The sequence below is a fragment of the Mangrovicoccus ximenensis genome, from assembly GCF_003056725.1.
GTDB classification, from domain to species: Bacteria; Pseudomonadota; Alphaproteobacteria; order Rhodobacterales; family Rhodobacteraceae; genus Mangrovicoccus; species Mangrovicoccus ximenensis.
This window is the reverse complement of record NZ_QBKZ01000016.1, coordinates 67,544-84,608: the sequence shown is the minus strand read 5'-3', so window position 1 is coordinate 84,608 and position 17,065 is coordinate 67,544. Positions and strand designations below refer to the sequence as shown.

13 protein-coding genes, 1 other RNA gene and 3 pseudogenes are annotated in these 17,065 nt (G+C 68.5%); 10 read left to right on the top strand and 7 right to left on the bottom strand.

Annotation, left to right across the window (positions count from 1 at the left end):
- Window positions 1–201: 201 nt before the first annotated feature.
- The 3 genes and pseudogenes from dgcN (at window position 202) to C7T91_RS20630 (ending at window position 3,139) form a co-directional block, all read left to right on the top strand.
- Entirely contained in the window at window positions 202–1,203 is a 1,002-nt protein-coding gene (dgcN, locus tag C7T91_RS20640; RefSeq protein WP_108261652.1) for an N-acetyltransferase DgcN, read from the top strand.
- Between the two features lie 94 nt (window positions 1,204–1,297).
- A pseudogene (gene dgcA / locus C7T91_RS20635) lies at window positions 1,298–2,268 on the top strand (N-acetyl-D-Glu racemase DgcA).
- Window positions 2,269–2,284: 16 nt separating this feature from the next.
- Window positions 2,285–3,139, top strand: a complete 855-nt coding sequence (locus C7T91_RS20630) for a D-amino-acid transaminase (RefSeq protein WP_108260900.1) — start codon at window positions 2,285–2,287, stop codon at window positions 3,137–3,139.
- 271 nt (window positions 3,140–3,410) lie between these two features.
- On the opposite strand, the gene C7T91_RS20625 is transcribed toward C7T91_RS20630, so the two are convergent.
- Entirely contained in the window at window positions 3,411–4,064 is a 654-nt protein-coding gene (locus C7T91_RS20625) for a hypothetical protein (RefSeq protein ID WP_145962959.1), read from the bottom strand.
- Window positions 4,065–4,218: 154 nt separating this feature from the next.
- Between C7T91_RS20625 and C7T91_RS20620 the strand changes: the two genes are divergently transcribed.
- Window positions 4,219–4,917 carry a GntR family transcriptional regulator gene (locus C7T91_RS20620; RefSeq protein WP_108260898.1) on the top strand — a complete coding sequence of 233 codons (699 nt, stop codon included), beginning with the start codon at window positions 4,219–4,221 and terminating at the stop codon, window positions 4,915–4,917.
- 178 nt (window positions 4,918–5,095) lie between these two features.
- Window positions 5,096–5,521, top strand: coding sequence for an NAD(P)H-binding protein (locus C7T91_RS20615; protein WP_108260897.1), 426 nt, complete (start codon window positions 5,096–5,098; stop codon window positions 5,519–5,521).
- Window positions 5,522–5,978: 457 nt separating this feature from the next.
- On the opposite strand, the pseudogene C7T91_RS39745 reads toward C7T91_RS20615, so the two are convergent.
- Window positions 5,979–6,362 (bottom strand): annotated as a pseudogene (locus C7T91_RS39745) (ceramidase domain-containing protein); the annotation flags it as partial.
- Window positions 6,363–6,414: 52 nt separating this feature from the next.
- On the opposite strand from C7T91_RS39745, the gene C7T91_RS20600 reads away from it, so the two are divergent.
- Window positions 6,415–7,107 carry a metal-dependent hydrolase gene (locus tag C7T91_RS20600; RefSeq protein ID WP_108260895.1) on the top strand — a complete coding sequence of 231 codons (693 nt, stop codon included), beginning with the start codon at window positions 6,415–6,417 and terminating at the stop codon, window positions 7,105–7,107.
- A 45-nt stretch (window positions 7,108–7,152) separates the two neighbouring features.
- Here the strand turns inward: C7T91_RS20600 and C7T91_RS20595 are convergent, their stop codons facing one another.
- A complete protein-coding gene (locus C7T91_RS20595) occupies window positions 7,153–8,118 on the bottom strand; it encodes a Gfo/Idh/MocA family protein (RefSeq protein ID WP_201742178.1) in 966 nt (321 codons plus the stop codon).
- A 122-nt stretch (window positions 8,119–8,240) separates the two neighbouring features.
- On the opposite strand from C7T91_RS20595, the pseudogene C7T91_RS20590 reads away from it, so the two are divergent.
- A pseudogene (locus tag C7T91_RS20590) lies at window positions 8,241–8,879 on the top strand (NAD(P)/FAD-dependent oxidoreductase); the annotation flags it as partial.
- A 492-nt stretch (window positions 8,880–9,371) separates the two neighbouring features.
- On the opposite strand, the gene C7T91_RS20585 reads toward C7T91_RS20590, so the two are convergent.
- The 4 genes from C7T91_RS20585 to ssrA form a co-directional block, all read right to left on the bottom strand.
- Window positions 9,372–10,775, bottom strand: coding sequence for an NAD(P)/FAD-dependent oxidoreductase (locus C7T91_RS20585; protein ID WP_236638382.1), 1,404 nt, complete (start codon window positions 10,773–10,775; stop codon window positions 9,372–9,374).
- A gap of 157 nt (window positions 10,776–10,932) precedes the next feature.
- Window positions 10,933–11,712, bottom strand: coding sequence for a DeoR/GlpR family DNA-binding transcription regulator (locus C7T91_RS20580; protein WP_108260893.1), 780 nt, complete (start codon window positions 11,710–11,712; stop codon window positions 10,933–10,935).
- A 115-nt stretch (window positions 11,713–11,827) separates the two neighbouring features.
- On the bottom strand, window positions 11,828–12,445 hold the full coding sequence (locus C7T91_RS20575; RefSeq protein ID WP_236638381.1) for an SLC13 family permease: 618 nt from the start codon (window positions 12,443–12,445) through the stop codon (window positions 11,828–11,830).
- 78 nt (window positions 12,446–12,523) lie between these two features.
- Window positions 12,524–12,872: a transfer-messenger RNA gene (ssrA, locus tag C7T91_RS31260) on the bottom strand.
- Between the two features lie 194 nt (window positions 12,873–13,066).
- Here ssrA and C7T91_RS20565 point away from each other — a divergent pair.
- The 3 genes from C7T91_RS20565 (at window position 13,067) to C7T91_RS20555 (ending at window position 17,057) form a co-directional block, all read left to right on the top strand.
- Entirely contained in the window at window positions 13,067–14,497 is a 1,431-nt protein-coding gene (locus C7T91_RS20565; protein WP_108260890.1) for an alanine/glycine:cation symporter family protein, read from the top strand.
- A gap of 113 nt (window positions 14,498–14,610) precedes the next feature.
- Window positions 14,611–15,588 carry an iron exporter MbfA gene (gene mbfA / locus C7T91_RS20560; protein WP_108260889.1) on the top strand — a complete coding sequence of 326 codons (978 nt, stop codon included), beginning with the start codon at window positions 14,611–14,613 and terminating at the stop codon, window positions 15,586–15,588.
- A gap of 53 nt (window positions 15,589–15,641) precedes the next feature.
- Entirely contained in the window at window positions 15,642–17,057 is a 1,416-nt protein-coding gene (locus C7T91_RS20555) for a cryptochrome/photolyase family protein (RefSeq protein ID WP_108260888.1), read from the top strand.
- Window positions 17,058–17,065 lie beyond the last annotated feature (8 nt).

Below are 17,065 nucleotides of genomic sequence, written 5' to 3'. Positions count from 1 at the left end.
ACTGTCTGCAAGCGGGAATTTCGCAGCTGCGGCGCAAGGTGTCGCAGCTGCAGCGAAAGATGCCAGGCCCTGCCGGAAAAACGGCAGATTCTCCTGCGGATAGGTCCATATGGGCGGTTTCATCGGGCCAGTGCAGGGTTCATGTTGAAACGGACGGAAGGCGGCGCATGATCGCCGCGAATGCGAATGACGGAGCGAATGATGATCCAGCACCCCTATCTGCTTTTCCTCGGCGATGCCCCCGACCCGCTGGCTGCGAAGGTGGCCCAGGGGATCCGCGACTGGCGGCCGGATTTCGCGGTGGGCCAGCTGCGCCTGGCCGGCTGCAATGCCGACATGAAGATCCCCGACATGACGCTGGACGAGGCCAAGGCGGCCGGCGCCAAGACGCTGGTGATCGGCGTGGCGAATCGCGGCGGCGTGATTTCCGACAGCTGGATGGCGATTCTGGTCGAGGCGCTGGAAAAGGGCTTCGACATCGCCTCGGGGCTGCACACGCTGCTGCGCGACCAGCAGCCGCTGGTCGATGCGGCGGCGCGGGCCGGGACCCGGCTCTATGACGTGCGCCTGCCCGACCGGCCCTATCCGATCGCCAACGGCGTGAAGCGCCCGGGCAAGCGCTGCCTGGCCGTCGGCACCGACTGTTCGGTCGGCAAGATGTACACCGCGCTGGCCATGGAAAAGGAAATGAGCGCGCGCGGCATGGACGCGACCTTCCGGGCGACCGGCCAGACCGGCATCCTGATCACCGGCGGCGGCGTGCCGCTCGATGCGGTGGTCGCCGATTTCATGGCGGGCTCGATCGAGGCGCTGACGCCGGACAACGATCCGGAGCACTGGGACCTGATCGAGGGGCAGGGCAGCCTGTTCCACGTCTCCTATTCCGGCGTGACGCTGGCGCTGGTCCATGGCGGCCAGCCGGATGCGCTGGTGCTGTGCCACGAGCCGACCCGCCCGCACATGCGCGGCCTGCCGGACTACCAGCTTCCCTCGCTGGAGGCCCTGCGCGATGTCGCGCTGCAGCTGGCGCAGGTCGCGAACCCGGCCTGCAAGGTGGTGGGCATCTCGGTGAACACCTCGGGCATGACGCCGGAAGAGGGCGATGCCTATCTGGCGGAGCTGGAAGCCAAGATGGGCCTGCCGGCAGTCGACCCGTTCCGCCAGGGCGCGGGCCGTCTGGTCGACGCGCTCGCGGGCCTCTGAGCCCTGTCCCGCCCCGGGCTTGACCCGGGGCCCCACCCGACCACCAGGAGGCGCCGGGTCAGGCCCGGCGCGCGTCAGCGCGAGAGGACATGCCATGACGCTCAAGATCGAGGTGCAGGCCGAGAGCTTCCGCCTTGCCCAGGCCTTCCGCATCTCGCGGGGGGCGAAGACCGAGGCGCAGGTGATCACCGTCACGCTGCGGGACGGCCCCCATGCCGGGCGCGGCGAATGCGTGCCCTATGCCCGCTACGGCGAGTCGCTCGACAGCGTCGCGGGGCTGATCCGCGGCCTGCCCCGGACGTGACCCGCGAGAGCCTGCAGGAGCTGCTGCCCGCGGGCGCCGCGCGCAATGCCGTCGACTGCGCCTTCTGGGATCTCGAAGCCAAGCGGACCGGTGTCCGTGCCTGGGACCTGGCCGGGCTGCCCGCGCCGGGACCGGTGATCACGGCCTATACGCTCGGGCTCGACGAGCCGGAGGCGATGCGGGCCAATGCCGCGAAGAACGCCTTCCGGCCGCTGCTGAAGATCAAGCTCGGCACGCCCGACGACATGCCGCGGCTCGAAGCCGTCCGCGCGGGCGCGCCCGGGTCCGAGATCATCGTCGACGCCAACGAGGGCTGGAGCGCGGAGGTCTATGCCGATCTCGCGCCGCATCTGACCCGGCTCGGCGTCACGCTGGTCGAGCAGCCGCTGCCCGCAGGCGAGGACGACGCCCTGATCGGGCTCGACCGCCCGGTGCCGGTCTGCGCCGACGAGAGCGCCCATGACCGTGCCTCGCTCCACAAGCTGAAGGGCAAATACGACGTCATCAACATCAAGCTCGACAAGACCGGCGGCCTGACCGAGGCGCTGAAGCTGAAGCAGGCCGCGATGGCCGAAGGCTACGGCATCATGGTCGGCTGCATGGTCGGTTCGTCGCTCGCGATGGCGCCGGGCGTGCTGCTGGCGCAGGGCGCCCGCGTGACCGATCTTGACGCGCCGCTCCTGCTGGCCGAAGACCGCGACACGCCGATCCTCTATGACGGGGACGGCATCCATCCGCCAGAGCCCGGTCTCTGGGGCTGACCGAGAGGACCCATCCATGACCCGCATCGTTTACCTGAACGGAGAATTCCTGCCCGCGGAAGAGGCGAAGGTCTCGATCTTCGACCGCGCCTTCCTGATGGGCGACGGCGTCTACGAGGTGACCTCGGTTCTCGGCGGCCGGCTGATCGATTTCGACGGCCATGTGCGGCGGCTGGAGCGCTCGCTGGGCGAGCTCGGCATCGAGATGCCGATGTCCGCCGAAGAGCTGCTCGGTGTCCACAAGGAACTGGTCGAGAAGAACGCCATCGTCGAAGGCGGCGTCTACCTGCAGATCACCCGCGGCGTCGCCGACCGCGACTTCCTGATGCCCGAGGGGCTGAAGCCCACCGTCGTGCTCTTCGGCATGCACATGAACCTCGTCGAGTCGCCCAAGGCCGAGACCGGCATGTCGGTCGGCGTCACCGACGACCAGCGCTGGGCGCGCCGCGACATCAAGACGGTGCAGCTTCTCTATCCGTCGATGGCCAAGACCGCGGCCAAGAAGGCCGGCTTCGACGACGCTTGGCTGGTCGAGGACGGCTTCGTCACCGAGGGCACATCGAACAACGCCTATATCGTCACCAAGGACGGCCGGATCGTAACCCGCCAGCTGTCGAGCGACATCCTGCACGGCATCACCCGCGCCGCCGTCCTGAAGATGGCCAAGGAAGCGCAGATGCAGGTCGAGGAACGCCCCTTCACCATCGAAGAGGCCAAGGACGCGGCAGAAGCCTTCATCACCTCGGCCACGACCTTCGTCATGCCGGTGGTGAAGATCGACGGCGCCGAGATCGGCGGCGGCAAGCCGGGCCCGGTCGCGAAGCGCCTGCGCGAAATCTACATCGAGGAAAGCGCGAAGCTGGCCTCCTGAGCCCGGCTCCGCCCGCAATGCGGGCTTCCGGTTCCGGCGGCGGCAGGGTGAACTCCCTGCCGCCGTTTCCGTATCTGGCGCTGTCACAGCCGGGCCGCCCGCCTGGCCTTGGGGGCCGTGCTGGCCGCGAGGGCGCTGCCGGACCCGGTTCCGATGCCGCGATGGGCTGTGCTCTTCGGGGCGTTCCATGGGGTTGCTGGTTGACAGGCGAGTGGAGCGCGCTCCTGCGGGTGGGCCAGGAGGGCCGGTTGAATTGATCCCCTGCGGGCTTTCAGAGGAGGAGGCCCATGCCCAGACGCCGTTGGAGCCATGGCACTGAATTCAAGCGCCCGGCCGCCGCCACGACCTGTCGCGCAACCTGATCCGTGTCCGGAGCGGACAGGCCGGAGCCGGCGCGCGCGACGGGGAGCGGGGCCTTGTTCGCCATTGGTTCGGGAACGATGGCCGAATGCGAAGCCCGGACTGCCGCGCTCGAGCGGCGTTCCGGGCGCCAGGCGCTCCGGACGCTCGCCGGGAAACGGGCCAATATCCGGGACTGTCCGTCCCGGGGACTCCCGATCCGCCGGGGATGCGAGCTGATGCAGGGCGCGCGGTCCAGCTCCCATGCCGATCCCGGCCCAAAACAAGGAGACGCCGCCCGCTGCGCGCCGCCGGGCGGGTCACGCCGGCCGCGCGCCCTGCCGATGCGGGTGCAGCGGCCGCTGCGCGGCTCCTGCCAATAGCTCGTCGCCCCGCGGCTGCGCACCTGCCGGTAGCCGAGCGCCCGGACCTGGTCGATGGCCGGGCTGTAGGACATGCCGAGGATTCCGGACAGGTTGGACGCCGAGACCGGGCCGGTCGGAACCGGAGACGCAGGCGGACCGCCGCAGCCGGCGGCCAGGACCAGAAGAAGACCGGCGGTCAGGCTCCTCAGGATGGGGGTCATGGGGGTCCTTTCGTTCCGGGTTGCGGTCATGTGCTGCTTGTGCCAGATGAAGCGCCCTGCCGCACGCGGAAAAACCCGCAGCGCGATCAAGTTTCGGGCAGCGTTCCGGCCATGGCGGCCCCGCAACCCGCAGGTACCGGAAGGAGAGTTGCACATGGATCCCTTGACGCTCGGTGCACCCGCCCTTGATCCGGCACGGGCCGTCGTGCCCCAGCTGGCGCATATCCTGCGCGAGGCGATCATCCGCAACCGGCTGCCGCCCGGAACCCGGCTGACGGAAACCGAGATCGGCAAGGCGATGGGGGTCTCGCGGCAGCCCGTGCGCGAAGCCTTCATCAAGCTCTCCGAAGAGGGGTTTCTGGACATCCGGCCGCAGCGCGGCACCTTCGTGCGCCCGATCTGCCTCGACAGGCTGCTCGATGCCCGCTTCCTGCGCGAGGCGCTCGAGGCGGATGTGGTGCGGCTCTGCGCCGAGTGCAGGCCGCCCGGGCTGGGTGCCGAGCTGCGCCGCCAGATCGCAGGGCAGCGCGCTCTCGGCGCAGGCAGTTCGGCGGAGTTCCTGCCGCTCGACAACCTGTTCCACCGCAGCCTTGCCGAAGCCGTCGGCCGCGGACAGGCCTGGGACATGGCGGCAGGGCTCAACCGCCAGATGGACCGCATCCGCCACCTGTCGGTCACGCATTTTCCGGTCGGCACGCTGGTCGACCAGCACGAAGCCATCGCCGAGGCCGTCGAGGTCGGCGATGCCGCAACGGCGGAAACCCTGATGCGCGCGCATCTCCGCCTGGTTCTGGAGGAGCTTCCGGCCATCCGCGAGGCCGTGCCCCACGCCTTCGAAGGCAGTCCCGGCTGACCCGCCGCCCGTCGGCGCTCCCGCAAACGTGTCCGGCCCGCAGTTAAGCGGAGGTTTCCTCCGCTTCTTGATCCCTCTATGGTCGCATGCGAGGCACTCTGCGCGTCTCCCCCTGCCCGAACGCTGCGGCCCGCGCGCCTGCAGGACGGGACGACCCCGGAAAGAAGGAATTTCGGCCATGACCAAGGCATTGATTCTCGGAGCGAACGGACAGGTCGCGCGCCATGTGGCGCGGGCGCTGCGCGACGGCGGCCAAGTGCAGATGTCGCTGTTCCTGCGCGACGCGACCCGGGCGCTGGCCACCGCGGGGGACGGAACCCGCGTCTATGAAGGCGACGTGCTCGACCCGATCATGCTGGAAGCGGCCATGGACGGGCAGGATCTGATCTATGCCAATCTCTCCGGCGATGTGGATCGCCAGGCCGCCGCGATCCTGGCCGCGATGCGGCGCACCGGCCTGCGCAGGCTGATCTTCGCCTCCGCGCTCGGCGTGCATGGCGGCGTGCCCGGCATGCAGCTCGGCGCGGGCTTCGCGCCGCACCAGCGGGCCGCCGAGCTGATCGAAGCGGCCGGGATCGCGCATACGCTGCTCTGCCCGGCCTAGCTGAACGATGCCGACGAGATCGCCTATGCCATCGCCCGGACCGGCGAGGCGCTGCCGAATGCGGCGGAGCCGGTGTCGCGGCGCAGCGTCGCCAATCTGGCGGCCCTTCTCTGCAGCGATCCCGACAAGGCCGTCGGCGAGTCGCTGGCAATCTACCGGGAAACAAATCCCGATCGTCCGCCCTGTGTTTCGGCCTCCGAAGTCGGCTCCGCGGACCGGTCCGGCCTGCCCCGCCCCGTCCTCCCGTCCGAGCGCAACCGCGCCCGCGCCTGAGAACAGCCCCCCGAACTGCAGAACCGGCCCGACCGCGACAGGCCGGACCGGTGCGCCCCGGTTGCCGGGTCGGGCCGCCGATCCCGAGGCCCCGCGCCGTCGCCGGCGCCCGGCGCCGCAGCGCGACCGCATAGGCCGCGATCAGGAGCGGCACCGGCCAGTAGGCCGCCGAAATGCGGAAGAAGGGCAGCGCCTCGAAGACCGGCACCGCCAGGAAGGCATAGGGCACGACCATCATCGTCCCCGCCGAGGCCGCCCGCACCGGCAGCCGCCAGAAATGCCGGTTCGCGGCATAGACATAGGCCAGGATGAAGCAGCCGATCGGGATCACGTCGGCCTGCATCGCCCAGACCGTCGCATAGGTGTGGAACAGCCCCGAGCCGATGCCGATCGCCGCCAGCAGGGCAATCAGCAGGAACGCCTCGGCCGGTCCCTGCCCGCGGCAGCGCCGCCACATGATCCAGGCAGCCAGGAGAAATGCCAGATTGGTCGCCGCATTGACCGGCTCCGACCAGAAGGATGCGTCAATGCGCTCGCAATAGGCATCGACCTGTCTTGTCCATTCCATTTTCCGCACTCCGCACTAGGGTCTGCCCCGTGACAAACTTATGGAGAGTCCCATGAAATTCACCTGGCTGGGCCATAGCGGCTTCCGCATCGAGATCGGCGACCAGGTCCTGCTGCTCGATCCCTGGTTCACCGGCAACCCGATGTTCCCCGAGGACAAGCGCGCCGAGGCGATCGCCGGCGCCACCCATATCCTGCTGACCCATGGCCATTTCGACCACGCCAATGACGTGGCGGCGATCGCCAGGGAACTCGACATCCCCGTGGTCGGCATCTTCGATCTCGTCGGCTATCTCGAGGGCAAGGAGGGCATCAAGGCGGTCGGCTTCAACAAGGGTGGCACCGTGGCGCTCGGCTCGGTCAAGGTGACCATGGTCAATGCCGTGCATTCCTCCACCCTGCCCTCCGATGCCGGTCCGGTCGCTGCGGGCACCGAGGCGGGCTTCGTGCTCGATGACGGCATCCGCCGGGTCTACGTTTCGGGCGATACCGACGTGACCATGGACATGGAGCTGGTCGAGGCGCTGCACCAGCCCGAGATCGGCATCCTCTGCGCGGGCGGGCATTTCACCATGGACATGGAACGCGCGGCCTATGCAGCCAAGCGGTTCTTCAACTTCAAGACGGTGATCCCCTGCCATTACAAGACCTTCCCGCTGCTGGAGCAATCGGCCGACGCGCTGAAGGCCGGTCTGCCGGGGGTCGACGTGATCGAGCCCGAGGTGATGGCCGCCATCGAGCTCTGAGCCCTGTCCCGGGCCGGGCTCGACCCGGCCCCTCCCCCTCTCCCGTCAGAACGGACGGTCGGCGGCGAAGACCGCGTCCATCGCGGCCTGCGTGCCCTTCGAGAATTCCAGCGGACAGGCATAGGGCGTGCCCTCCCGCGCCGCGAGGTTGAAGGCCGCGACCTGCAGCTCGTATTGCGGATCGGCCGGGAAGCGCTCCACCGTGGTGGCCATGCCGCGCGACAGATGCAGCTGCGGCTCGCCGAAGACCCGCGCATTGAAGGGCACGGTGACGCGCAGCACGCCCTCGGTGCCGTGGAAGGTCATCTCCTGGCGCGGCGACAGCCGGATCGAGGTGAAGACGCTGTAATCCGCGCCGCCGAAGCGCGCATTGACCCGCGCATAGGTATCGACGCCGTTCTCCCAGCGCAGCCGCGCCTCGATCTCCTCCGGCTCCAGCCCGGTGGCGAAGCGCGCGCAGCCGAGCGTGTAGACCCCGATGTCGCGCAGCCCGCCGCCGCCGGCGGCCGCCTGGTTGCGGATATTGGCCATGTCCGGATTGTCGAAGCTGAACGCCCCGTCGATCCGCCACAGCTCCCCCAGCGCGCCTTCGGCGATGAGCGCGCGCACCCGCTGCCATTGCGGGTGATGCACGATCATGTAGCCCTCGGCGGCCAGCACGCCTGACGCGTCGCGCGCCGCGATCAGACGGTCGAACTCGTCGGCCTGCATCGTCATCGGCTTCTCGCAGAGCACATGCTTGCCCGCCGCCATCGCCTTCAGCGACCACTCGACATGCAGGCTGTTCGGCAGAGGGATGTAGACCGCGTCGATCTCCGGATCGGCGAGCAGCGCGTCATAGCTGTCATGGACCCGCAGCCCCGGCGCGAAGGCCTTGAACGGCGCGGCCTTGGCCGGGTCCGAGGTTGCCAGCGCGCAGAGCTGCCCGCCCGGCGCCATGGCGATGGCGGGCCCCATGTGCTCGCGCGCGAATTTGGCGGCCCCGAGGATGCCCCAGCGAAGATCGGTCATGATGCTGCTCCCGTTTTCCCGGCCACCATCTGCGGCCCGGCCGCGGCGGGTCAAGTCCGCGCGGGGCGGCTTTCCGTCCCGGTCCGATCGCGCTACAGCGGGGCCGCAATCCGGAGAGCCCCATGACCCGACATGTCCCCACCGCGATCCTCGGCGCCGGCGCTGCCGGGATGATGTGCGCCGCCCATGCCGGTCCGGGCAGCGTCGTGATCGAGCACCGTGCCACCCCGGGCGAAAAGATCCGCATCTCCGGCGGCGGGCGCTGCAATTTCACCAACATGCATGCCTCGGCGGAGAACTACCTCTCCGGCAACCCGCATTTCGCCAAATCGGCGCTGAAGCGCTACACCCAGTGGGATTTCCTCGATCTGGTGCAGCGCCACGGCATCGCCTGGCACGAAAAGACCCTGGGCCAGCTGTTCTGCGACGACAGCGCGGGGCAGATCATCGACCTGCTCACTGCCGAGATGGCCGCCGCGGGCGCCGAGCTGTGGCTCTCGACCTCGGTCGAGGAAGTCGCCCATGACGGCACGCGGTTCCGGCTGAGGCTCGCCCGCGAGGGGCGCGGGATGGAGGTCACCTGCGACGCGCTGGCGCTGGCGACGGGGGGCAAGTCGATCCCGAAGATCGGCGCCACCGGCCTCGCCTACCGGATCGCCGACCAGTTCGGGCTGGCCGTCACGGACACCCGCCCCGGCCTGGTGCCGCTGACCTTCGGCGACCGCTTCGCCCTTGGCTGCAGGCTCGGAGGCCGCGCGCGCGGGTACACGCCGGGGCTGCTTCATCTGCGGCAGTGCAGGTGCTGTGGGGCAATCCGCATGGAGGTGCCATTGGGTGCGGGGTCTTCCGGGGGATGACGGCGCGGCAGGCCGCCGATGCAGCCCCGCGCCGGCAAGCACAGCGCTTGTCCCGCACCGCGCCGGGGCGGCGGCCAGAAGCTCCTTTGTTCCGCCTTGGCCGGTCCGGCCCGGATGGAAGGCACGGGCGCGATGGATGGTCCGGGGACGGCCGGCAAGTCAATGTGCCCGGCTTCCTCCCGGGAGCGGATGCCGAGGCGCCCCGATGGTTTTCCGGCTGAAGGCCGGGCGGGACAGCATGCAGCCGGAGATCGGAGTCCGGCCGTGGCCGTCCCCGCGAGGTGCCCCCATCGAAGCGGTGCGGGAACCATCCTTTTCACGGGAGACCTTCCCGGACCCCGAGGCGGCCGCGGCTCGGGCCCGGGGGCGACGCCTTGCCGGAAAACCCGAACATCCTCAGGGTTGGGTTCCCGTTGACCGGACCTGATGCCCAACGGCGAAATGCCGGGGGCGTCCGCCCTTGTTGCCGGCGGACGGATCGCTGTCCATGGCATCGGATCCTGCCCGGCCTGCATTGCGCCGGGCCGCGGGCATTCGTCCCGATCGCGCGCTTTCCGGCCAGTGCCATGCCGTTCCGGTCGCCGGTGCCCATGATCGGGCGGAGTGCCGCCTCCGCGTCCGCACTGCAGGGACCGGCGGCCTTGCCACTGAGCGCGGCGCGAGGTGCTCGGCGAGGTTCGGCATCACCGGCACCGGCGGATCGGCGGGCGGTTCGGCCGCGCCGTCCCAGAGCGCGAAGACATGGCGCGCGATCCCGAGCGCGGCGGTCAGCCCGGTCGAGCGGATGCCGCCCGCGCAGTAATAGCCGAGGTCCGGCTCGGCATGGACCCGGTATTCCTTTTTCTCGGTGGCGGGGCGCAGCCCGGCATAGACTGCCGTCACCGGCATGTCCGCCAGTGCCGGGACCAGTTCGGCTGCCTTGGCGACCAGCATGTCCAGCTCGGGGCGGGTCACGTCCGGACGCTCGCGGTCTTCCTGTTCCTCGGCGGTCGGGCCGACCAGCAGGTTGCCGAAGACGGTGCGGGTCAGCACCACGCCCTTGGTCCGGTCATTCGGCACCGGCAGCAGGATCGTGCGCAGAAGCGCGCCCGAGGCCTTGTCGAAGACCACGAACTGGCCCTTCCTCGGGCGGATCCCGAAGCGCGACGCGCCGAGGAGCAGCGTTTCGATCCGGTCGCCCTGGTTGCCGGCGCAGTTGATCACGCTGCGGGCGGTGACGGTCGCGCCCCCCGCATCAAGGTGCCAGACGCCGTCCCGGCGCTCCGCGAAACTCAGCGGCGCATTGAACAGGAAGCGCGCGCCCAGCATCTTGGCCTGGGTGGCATAGGCCAGCGGCGCCGACCAGGGATCGATCAGGTGCTCGCGCGGCACCAGAAGGGCGGCGCGCACCGTCGCGGCGATGTTGGGTTCGCGCGCAAGCACGGCCTCGCGCGGGATGATTTCGGCATCTGTGACGCCGTTTTCATGCGCTTGGGCCAGAAGGTCCGGCAGCCGCGCCTCTTCCCCGGGCGTCCAGGCCGCGACCATGGCGCCGGTTTCCAGCACCGGCAGGTTCATCGCGCCGCGAATTTCCATGTATTCGCCATAGGCCGCCTGCATGCAGGCGAGCTCCAGCGAACCCGGCGGCGCGTCGAAGCCGGTATGCAGGATCGCGCTGTTGGCCTTGGAGGCCCCCGACAGGATGTCGGACCCCGCCTCGAGCACCGCGACTGTCGCGCCTTCCAGCGCAAATCTCCGCGCCATCGCGCAGCCGACCACGCCGGCCCCGATGATGGCAACATCTGCTTCTGCCTCAGCCACGATCGGCCTCCGTCATCTTCTCCGGTCCCTTTCGGGACTCCGCTCAAGTTGACTCGTGCACTTTTTTGACCGTTTCCACAATATTGCAGCGGCTTCCACAAACAGATTGAGCGGAACCGCGGCGCAGATGCGTCATATTTCAGCAAGCTGACCGCGGTCAGGGCCCGGCAACGACAATGTCAACCCCGGCGGCGCGCAGCGCGGCACCGAGTTCGGGCGGCGGCTCGCGATCCGTCACCAGCCGGTCGATCGAGGAGAGCGGCGCCACCTCGAAAACCGCGGCCCGGTCGAGCTTGCCGTGATCGGCGAGCACGGTGACCTTGGCCGCCCGCGCCACCATGGCCCGCGCCATCTCGGTCTCGCGCAGGTCGTAATCCATGATCTCCGACCGTGTCATGCCGCCGATGGTCAGCACCGCATGCTCCGCCTTGAAGCGCGACAGCTGCTCGATGGCCAGCGCGCCCAGCGTCTCGCGCCCCTCGGCCGCGATCTCGCCGCCGAGCAGGTACAGACGGTGATGCGCCTCGGCCCGCGACAGGATCCCCGCCACCTCGGTCGAATTCGTGATCACGGTCAGGCCGCGGCGGCGGGCCAGCGCCCGGGCAAAGGCAATGGTTGTCGACCCGGTATCGACGAACAGCACCGCGCCTTCCTCGAACAGCTCGGCCGCACGGCGGGCGATCGCAGCCTTCTCGGCGGATTGCGTGGTCATCCGGGCGTCGAAGCTGCCCTCGACCGGCGCGCCTTCGGGCACCGGCGCGGCGCGGCGCGCGCCGCCATGGATCTTGCGCACCAAACCGGAGGCATCCAGCTCGTTGAGATCGCGCCGGATCGTCTCGCGCGAGGTCTCGAAGCGCTCGGCGAGATGCAGGACCTGGACTTCGCCCCTCTCCTCGACGAGCTGCAGGATCATGTCGCGGCGGGCTGAGGGCTTCATGGGGGTCCTTCCGGCTTGGGGCATGGGCGGCCGGCTTCTGACGATATGGTCAATCCGGCCGCCCGTTTCCACAAAATGCCGGAATTCCGTCCGCGCTGCAATCGCCTTGCGCGGATCAGAACGGCCAGAACACCGGCACCAGCAGGACGGTTGCCGCGCCGGCGATCAGGTTCATCGGCAGCCCGACCCGCAGGAAGTCCGAGAACCGGTAGCCGCCGGCATTGTAGACCAGCGTGTTTGTCTGGTAGCCGATCGGCGTCGCGAAGCTCGCCGAGGCGGCGAACATCACCGCGACGAGAAACGGCCGCGGATCGACGCCCAGCCGGTCGGCCAGCCCTGCCGCCACCGGCACCATCAGCACCGCCACGGCATTGTTGGTGACCAGTTCGGTCAGCACCGAGGTGACGACATAGATCAGCGCCAGCGCGATCAGCGGATGGCCCGAGGCCAGCATCGGCGCCAGCCAGTCGACGATCATCGCGACCGCGCCGCTGCGCTCCAGCGCCGATCCGATCACCAGCATCGACACGATCAGCAAGAGGAGCCGCCCGTCGACCGAGGCCAGCCCCTCCTCGCCGTCGACGCAGCCGGTAGCCAGCACCGCCGCCGCGCCGACGAGCGCCAGGGACAGGATCGGCGCCAAGTCGAAGGCGGCGAGCCCGACCACCGCCAGCAGGACGGAGATCGCGATCGGGGCCTTGCCGCGCCGGACAACAACGCCTGATTTATCCAACAACGCCGGGCGAGATTGTAAAACCGCTGAAAAATGGAAGGCAGAAGTGATGGAAAAACAGATGCTTAGCAGGGGGTGAGTGCAGGTTTCTGTTGCCAGGTACCTGCGAACCCCGCCTTACGCTGCTAGGCGCAAGGGCTTAAAGATCGATGTTTCGCACAGCTTACGCTGCGAGAGCCACCGGAGCACGATTGTTGTTGGCAATTATGCTTAGCGAACCGATAACGGTGGTATCTCACCGAGACAAAGCTAACACCTTTAGACGTCCGTCGATCCTATTTCGGCCCCATTGTCCCCCAACAAGGGATATTTGGTGGAGCCGCCGGGTACCGCCCCCGGGTCCGATCCGTTTATTACGTGCGCGTTTATGCCCATAGTCCCGAAGGACATCCTGAAGATAAGGCGGTGCTCCGTCCGGTTCAAGTGGCAATCCGCAATCTGCCCGATGCTCCGGCAATGCGCCCGTGTGGCGGGCATTGTCCCTGCCTGGGAGCGAATGCCCAAAAAAGCTGCCGATGGCGGAAATTTCCGCTGCGCCAACCTGCCGGGCTTGTTAATGACTCGTTACGGGCCCCCTGCGGGCTAGGATTCCGCGCAGTTCAGAACAGGGAAGGATCCCGAATGGGTCTTTTGGATAGCTTCTTCAATTTGATCAACGACCTCACCTGGGGGTGGGCGCTGATCCCGTTTCTCGTCGTGCTCGGCGTGTTCTTCACGCTGGTCTCGGATTTCGTCCAGATCCGCTACTTCAAGAAGATGTTCGCCGTGCTCAAGGGCGACAAGGAGGCCGGCAAGCACGGCCATGTCAGCTCGCGCGAGGCGCTCTTGGTCTCGGTCGGCGGCCGCGTCGGCGGCGGCAACATCGCGGGCGTCGCCGTGGCGATCACCGTCGGCGGCCCCGGCGCGGTGTTCTGGATGTGGATGATCGCGCTCGTCGGCATGGCCACCAGCCTGATCGAATGCGTGCTCGCCCAGACCTACAAGGAGGCGCAGCCCGACGGCACCTATCGCGGCGGCCCTGCGCGCTACATCACCCACGGACTCGGCCCGGAATTCCGCTGGCTCGCCGTGGTATACGCGGTCTGCCTGATCGCCGCCTTCGCGCTCGGCTTCAACGCCTTCCAGGGCAACACCGTGGCCGGCGCCTTCGAGGAGAGCATGGGCGTCGACCGGCTCTATTCCGGCATCGCGCTCGCGGCAATCGCCGGCCTCGTGGTCTATGGCGGCATCCGGCGCATTGCCAAGGTCGCCGACGTGATCATCCCGATCATGGCCATCGGCTATCTCGGCATGGCGGTGGTCGTGGTGCTGATCAACATCATCCACGTGCCGGGCATGATCATCGACATCGTCGCAAATGCCTTCGGGCTGCGCGAGGCGGTGGCGGGCGGCATGGGCGCCGCGATCGCCCAGGGCCTGCGCCGCGGCCTCTTCTCGAACGAGGCGGGGCTCGGCTCGGCGCCGAACGTCGCCGCCGTCGCCTATGTGCCGCACCCGGTGACGCAAGGCATCGTGCAGTCCTTCTCGGTCTTCATCGACACGATCATCATCTGCTCCTGCACGGCCTTCATGATCCTGCTCAGCGATGTCTACCAGCCGGGCGCCGCGGACATGGACGGCGTGGTGCTGACCCAGCAGGCGCTGGCCAGCCATGTCGGCGACTGGTCGAGCTACTTCCTGACCATCGCGGTTCTGCTCTTCGCCTTCTCCTCGATCATCTACAACTACTATCTCGGGGAAAACGCGCTGAGCTTCATGACCGGCAATCCGATGGCGCTGCACGTCCTGCGCGGCCTTGTGATCTTCCTTGTCTTCCTCGGGGCGACGGCGCCGAACGCGCTCTTCGTGTTCAGCTTCTCCGACCCGATGATGGGTGTTCTGGCGCTGGTCAACCTGATCGCGCTGGCGATGCTGTTCCCGACGGCGATGCGCGTGCTCAACGACTACCGCGCGCAGCTGGCGGCAGGGAAATCCCCGGTCTTCGATCCGGCGGCCTTCCCCGACCTGCAGATCGACAAGGCGGCCTGGGCCGACGCCAAGGACGACGCCTGATCGCCATGCCGCCCCGGCGGGCCATGCACGCCGGGGCGGCAATGCGGCAATGCGGCGCTTGCGCAGGGGCAGGGGCTCTGGTTTAGAACGATTCCAAAGTTTGGAGACCAGCCATGCGACTCTTACCCGCCTCCAAGAAGCGTTTTGCCGACCTTTCGGACAAGGAAATCATCGCGCTCGCCATCTCCTCGGAGGAGGATGACGAGCGCATCTACCGCGGCTACGCGGATTACCTGCGCCAGGAATATCCGGCCTCGGCGGCGGTGTTCGACGGCATGGCCGAGGAAGAGACCGGGCACCGGCAGATGCTGATCGACCTGTTCCGGTCGCGCTTCGGCGAGGTGATCCCGCTGATCCGCCGCGAGCATGTCACCGGCTTCTACAACCGGCGGCCCGTCTGGCTGGCCGAGGCGATGCCGCTGGAGGAAATCCGCTCGCAGGCGAAGATCATGGAGCGCGACGCGCAGCGCTTCTATGCGCTGGCGGCGCGCCGCTCCGAGGATGCCTCCACCCGCAAGCTGATGGGCGACCTGGCAGCCGCCGAGGCCGGGCATGTGCGCGCGGCCGGATCGCTGGAGCAGGAGCATCTCGATCCCGAGACCCGCGAGGCCGAGGATGACACCGAACGCCGCCAGTTCATCCTGACCTGGGTGCAGCCGGGCCTGGCCGGGCTGATGGACGGTTCGGTCTCGACGCTGGCGCCGATCTTCGCCGCGGCCTTCGCCACCGGCGACACCTGGAGTACCTTCCTCGTTGGCCTCGCCGCCTCGGTCGGCGCGGGCATTTCGATGGGCTTCACCGAGGCCGCCTCGGATGACGGCCAGCTTTCCGGGCGCGGCTCGCCGTTCAAGCGCGGCATTGCCTCGGGCGTGATGACCACGATCGGCGGTCTCGGCCATGCGCTGCCGTACCTGATCCCGCATTTCTGGACGGCGACGATCATCGCCTTCGTCGTCGTGTTCTGCGAGCTCTGGGCGATCGCCTGGATCCAGAAGAAATACATGGAGACGCCGTTCCTGCGCGCCGCGCTGCAGGTCGTGCTGGGCGGCGGGCTGGTGCTGGCCGCGGGGATATTGATCGGCGGCGCTTGACCTTGGCTTCCGCGCGCTAGCTGACATGTCGCAAGACATGTCGGAGAGTGCGGATGAGCGGCAAGGCGGTGATCTGGTGGGTCAGGAAGGATCTGAGGCTGGAGGACAATCCCTGCCTCGCGGCCGCCCTCGCAGCGGGCGGCCCGGTGATCCCGGTGGCGATCCTCGATCCCTTGCATGAAAGCTGGGGCGCGGCGCCGCGGTTCCGCTGGGGGCTGGGGCTCGGCCGCTTCGCCGAAACGCTCGCGGGCATCGGCGGACGGCTGATCCTGCGCCGCGGCAAGCCTCTGGAGATCCTCAGGGCGCTGGCCGGAGAGACCGGGGCAGGGACCGTGGTCTGGTCGCGGCATTACGATCCGGACTGCATCGCCCGCGACACCGAGGTCAAATCCGGGCTGGAAGAAGCCGGGCTGACGGCCAAGAGCCATGCCGGGCACCTTCTGTTCGAGCCCTGGCGGGTGAAGACGAAAACGGGGGGCTTCTACAAGGTCTTCACGCCGATGTGGAAGGCGGTGCGGAGCGCCGACCTGCCGGAGCCGGAGCGCGCCCCGTCGAAATGGCCCGCGCCGGAGGCGTGGCCCGGGTCGGATAAGCTGGAGGACTGGGCGCTCGGCGCCGACATGCGCCGGGCGCTGCCGATCCTCGAAAGCCACCAGCGGGTAGGCGCTGCGGAGGCGCGCGACCGGCTGGGCTGGTTCCTCGACGGGCCGGTGGAGGGTTACGACTCGGCGCGCGACATTCCCGGCGAGGACGGCACGTCGCGGATGAGCCCGCACCTCGCCTGGGGCGAGATCGGGCCGCTGACCTGCTGGCATGCCGCGCTGCGCCGCCGCGAGGAGGGCTCGAAAGGCGCCGAGACCTTCCTGAAGGAGCTGGTCTGGCGCGAATTCGGCTATCACCTCGCCTGGCACACGCCGCATATCGTCCGGGACAACTGGCGCGAGGAATGGGCGGCCTTCCCCTGGAACGAGGACGTGACGCCCGAGGTCGAGGCCTGGCAGCAGGGCCGCACCGGCATCCCCTTCGTCGATGCGGCGATGCGCGAGATGTGGGTGACCGGCACGATGCACAACCGCGGGCGCATGATCGTGGCAAGCTATCTGACAAAGCACCTGATGACCCATTGGCGGATCGGCCAGAAATGGTTCGAGGACTGCCTGACCGACTGGGATCCGGCGTCGAACGCGCTCGGCTGGCAGTGGTCTGCGGGCTGCGGCCCCGATGCGACGCCCTATTTCCGGGTGTTCAACCCGGTGACGCAGCTCGACAAGTTCGACCGCAACCGCCGCTATGCCGATGCCTGGATTGCCGAGGGCAGGCGCAACCCGTCGGAGACCGCGCTTGCCTATTTCGACGCCGCGCCGCTGTCCTGGGGGCTTTCGGCGGGCGATCCCTATCCCGATCCGGTGGTGACGCCCGAGGCGGGGCGCAAGCGCGCGCTCGGGGCCTATGAAGGCCGGAAGTTTTAACGAAAATA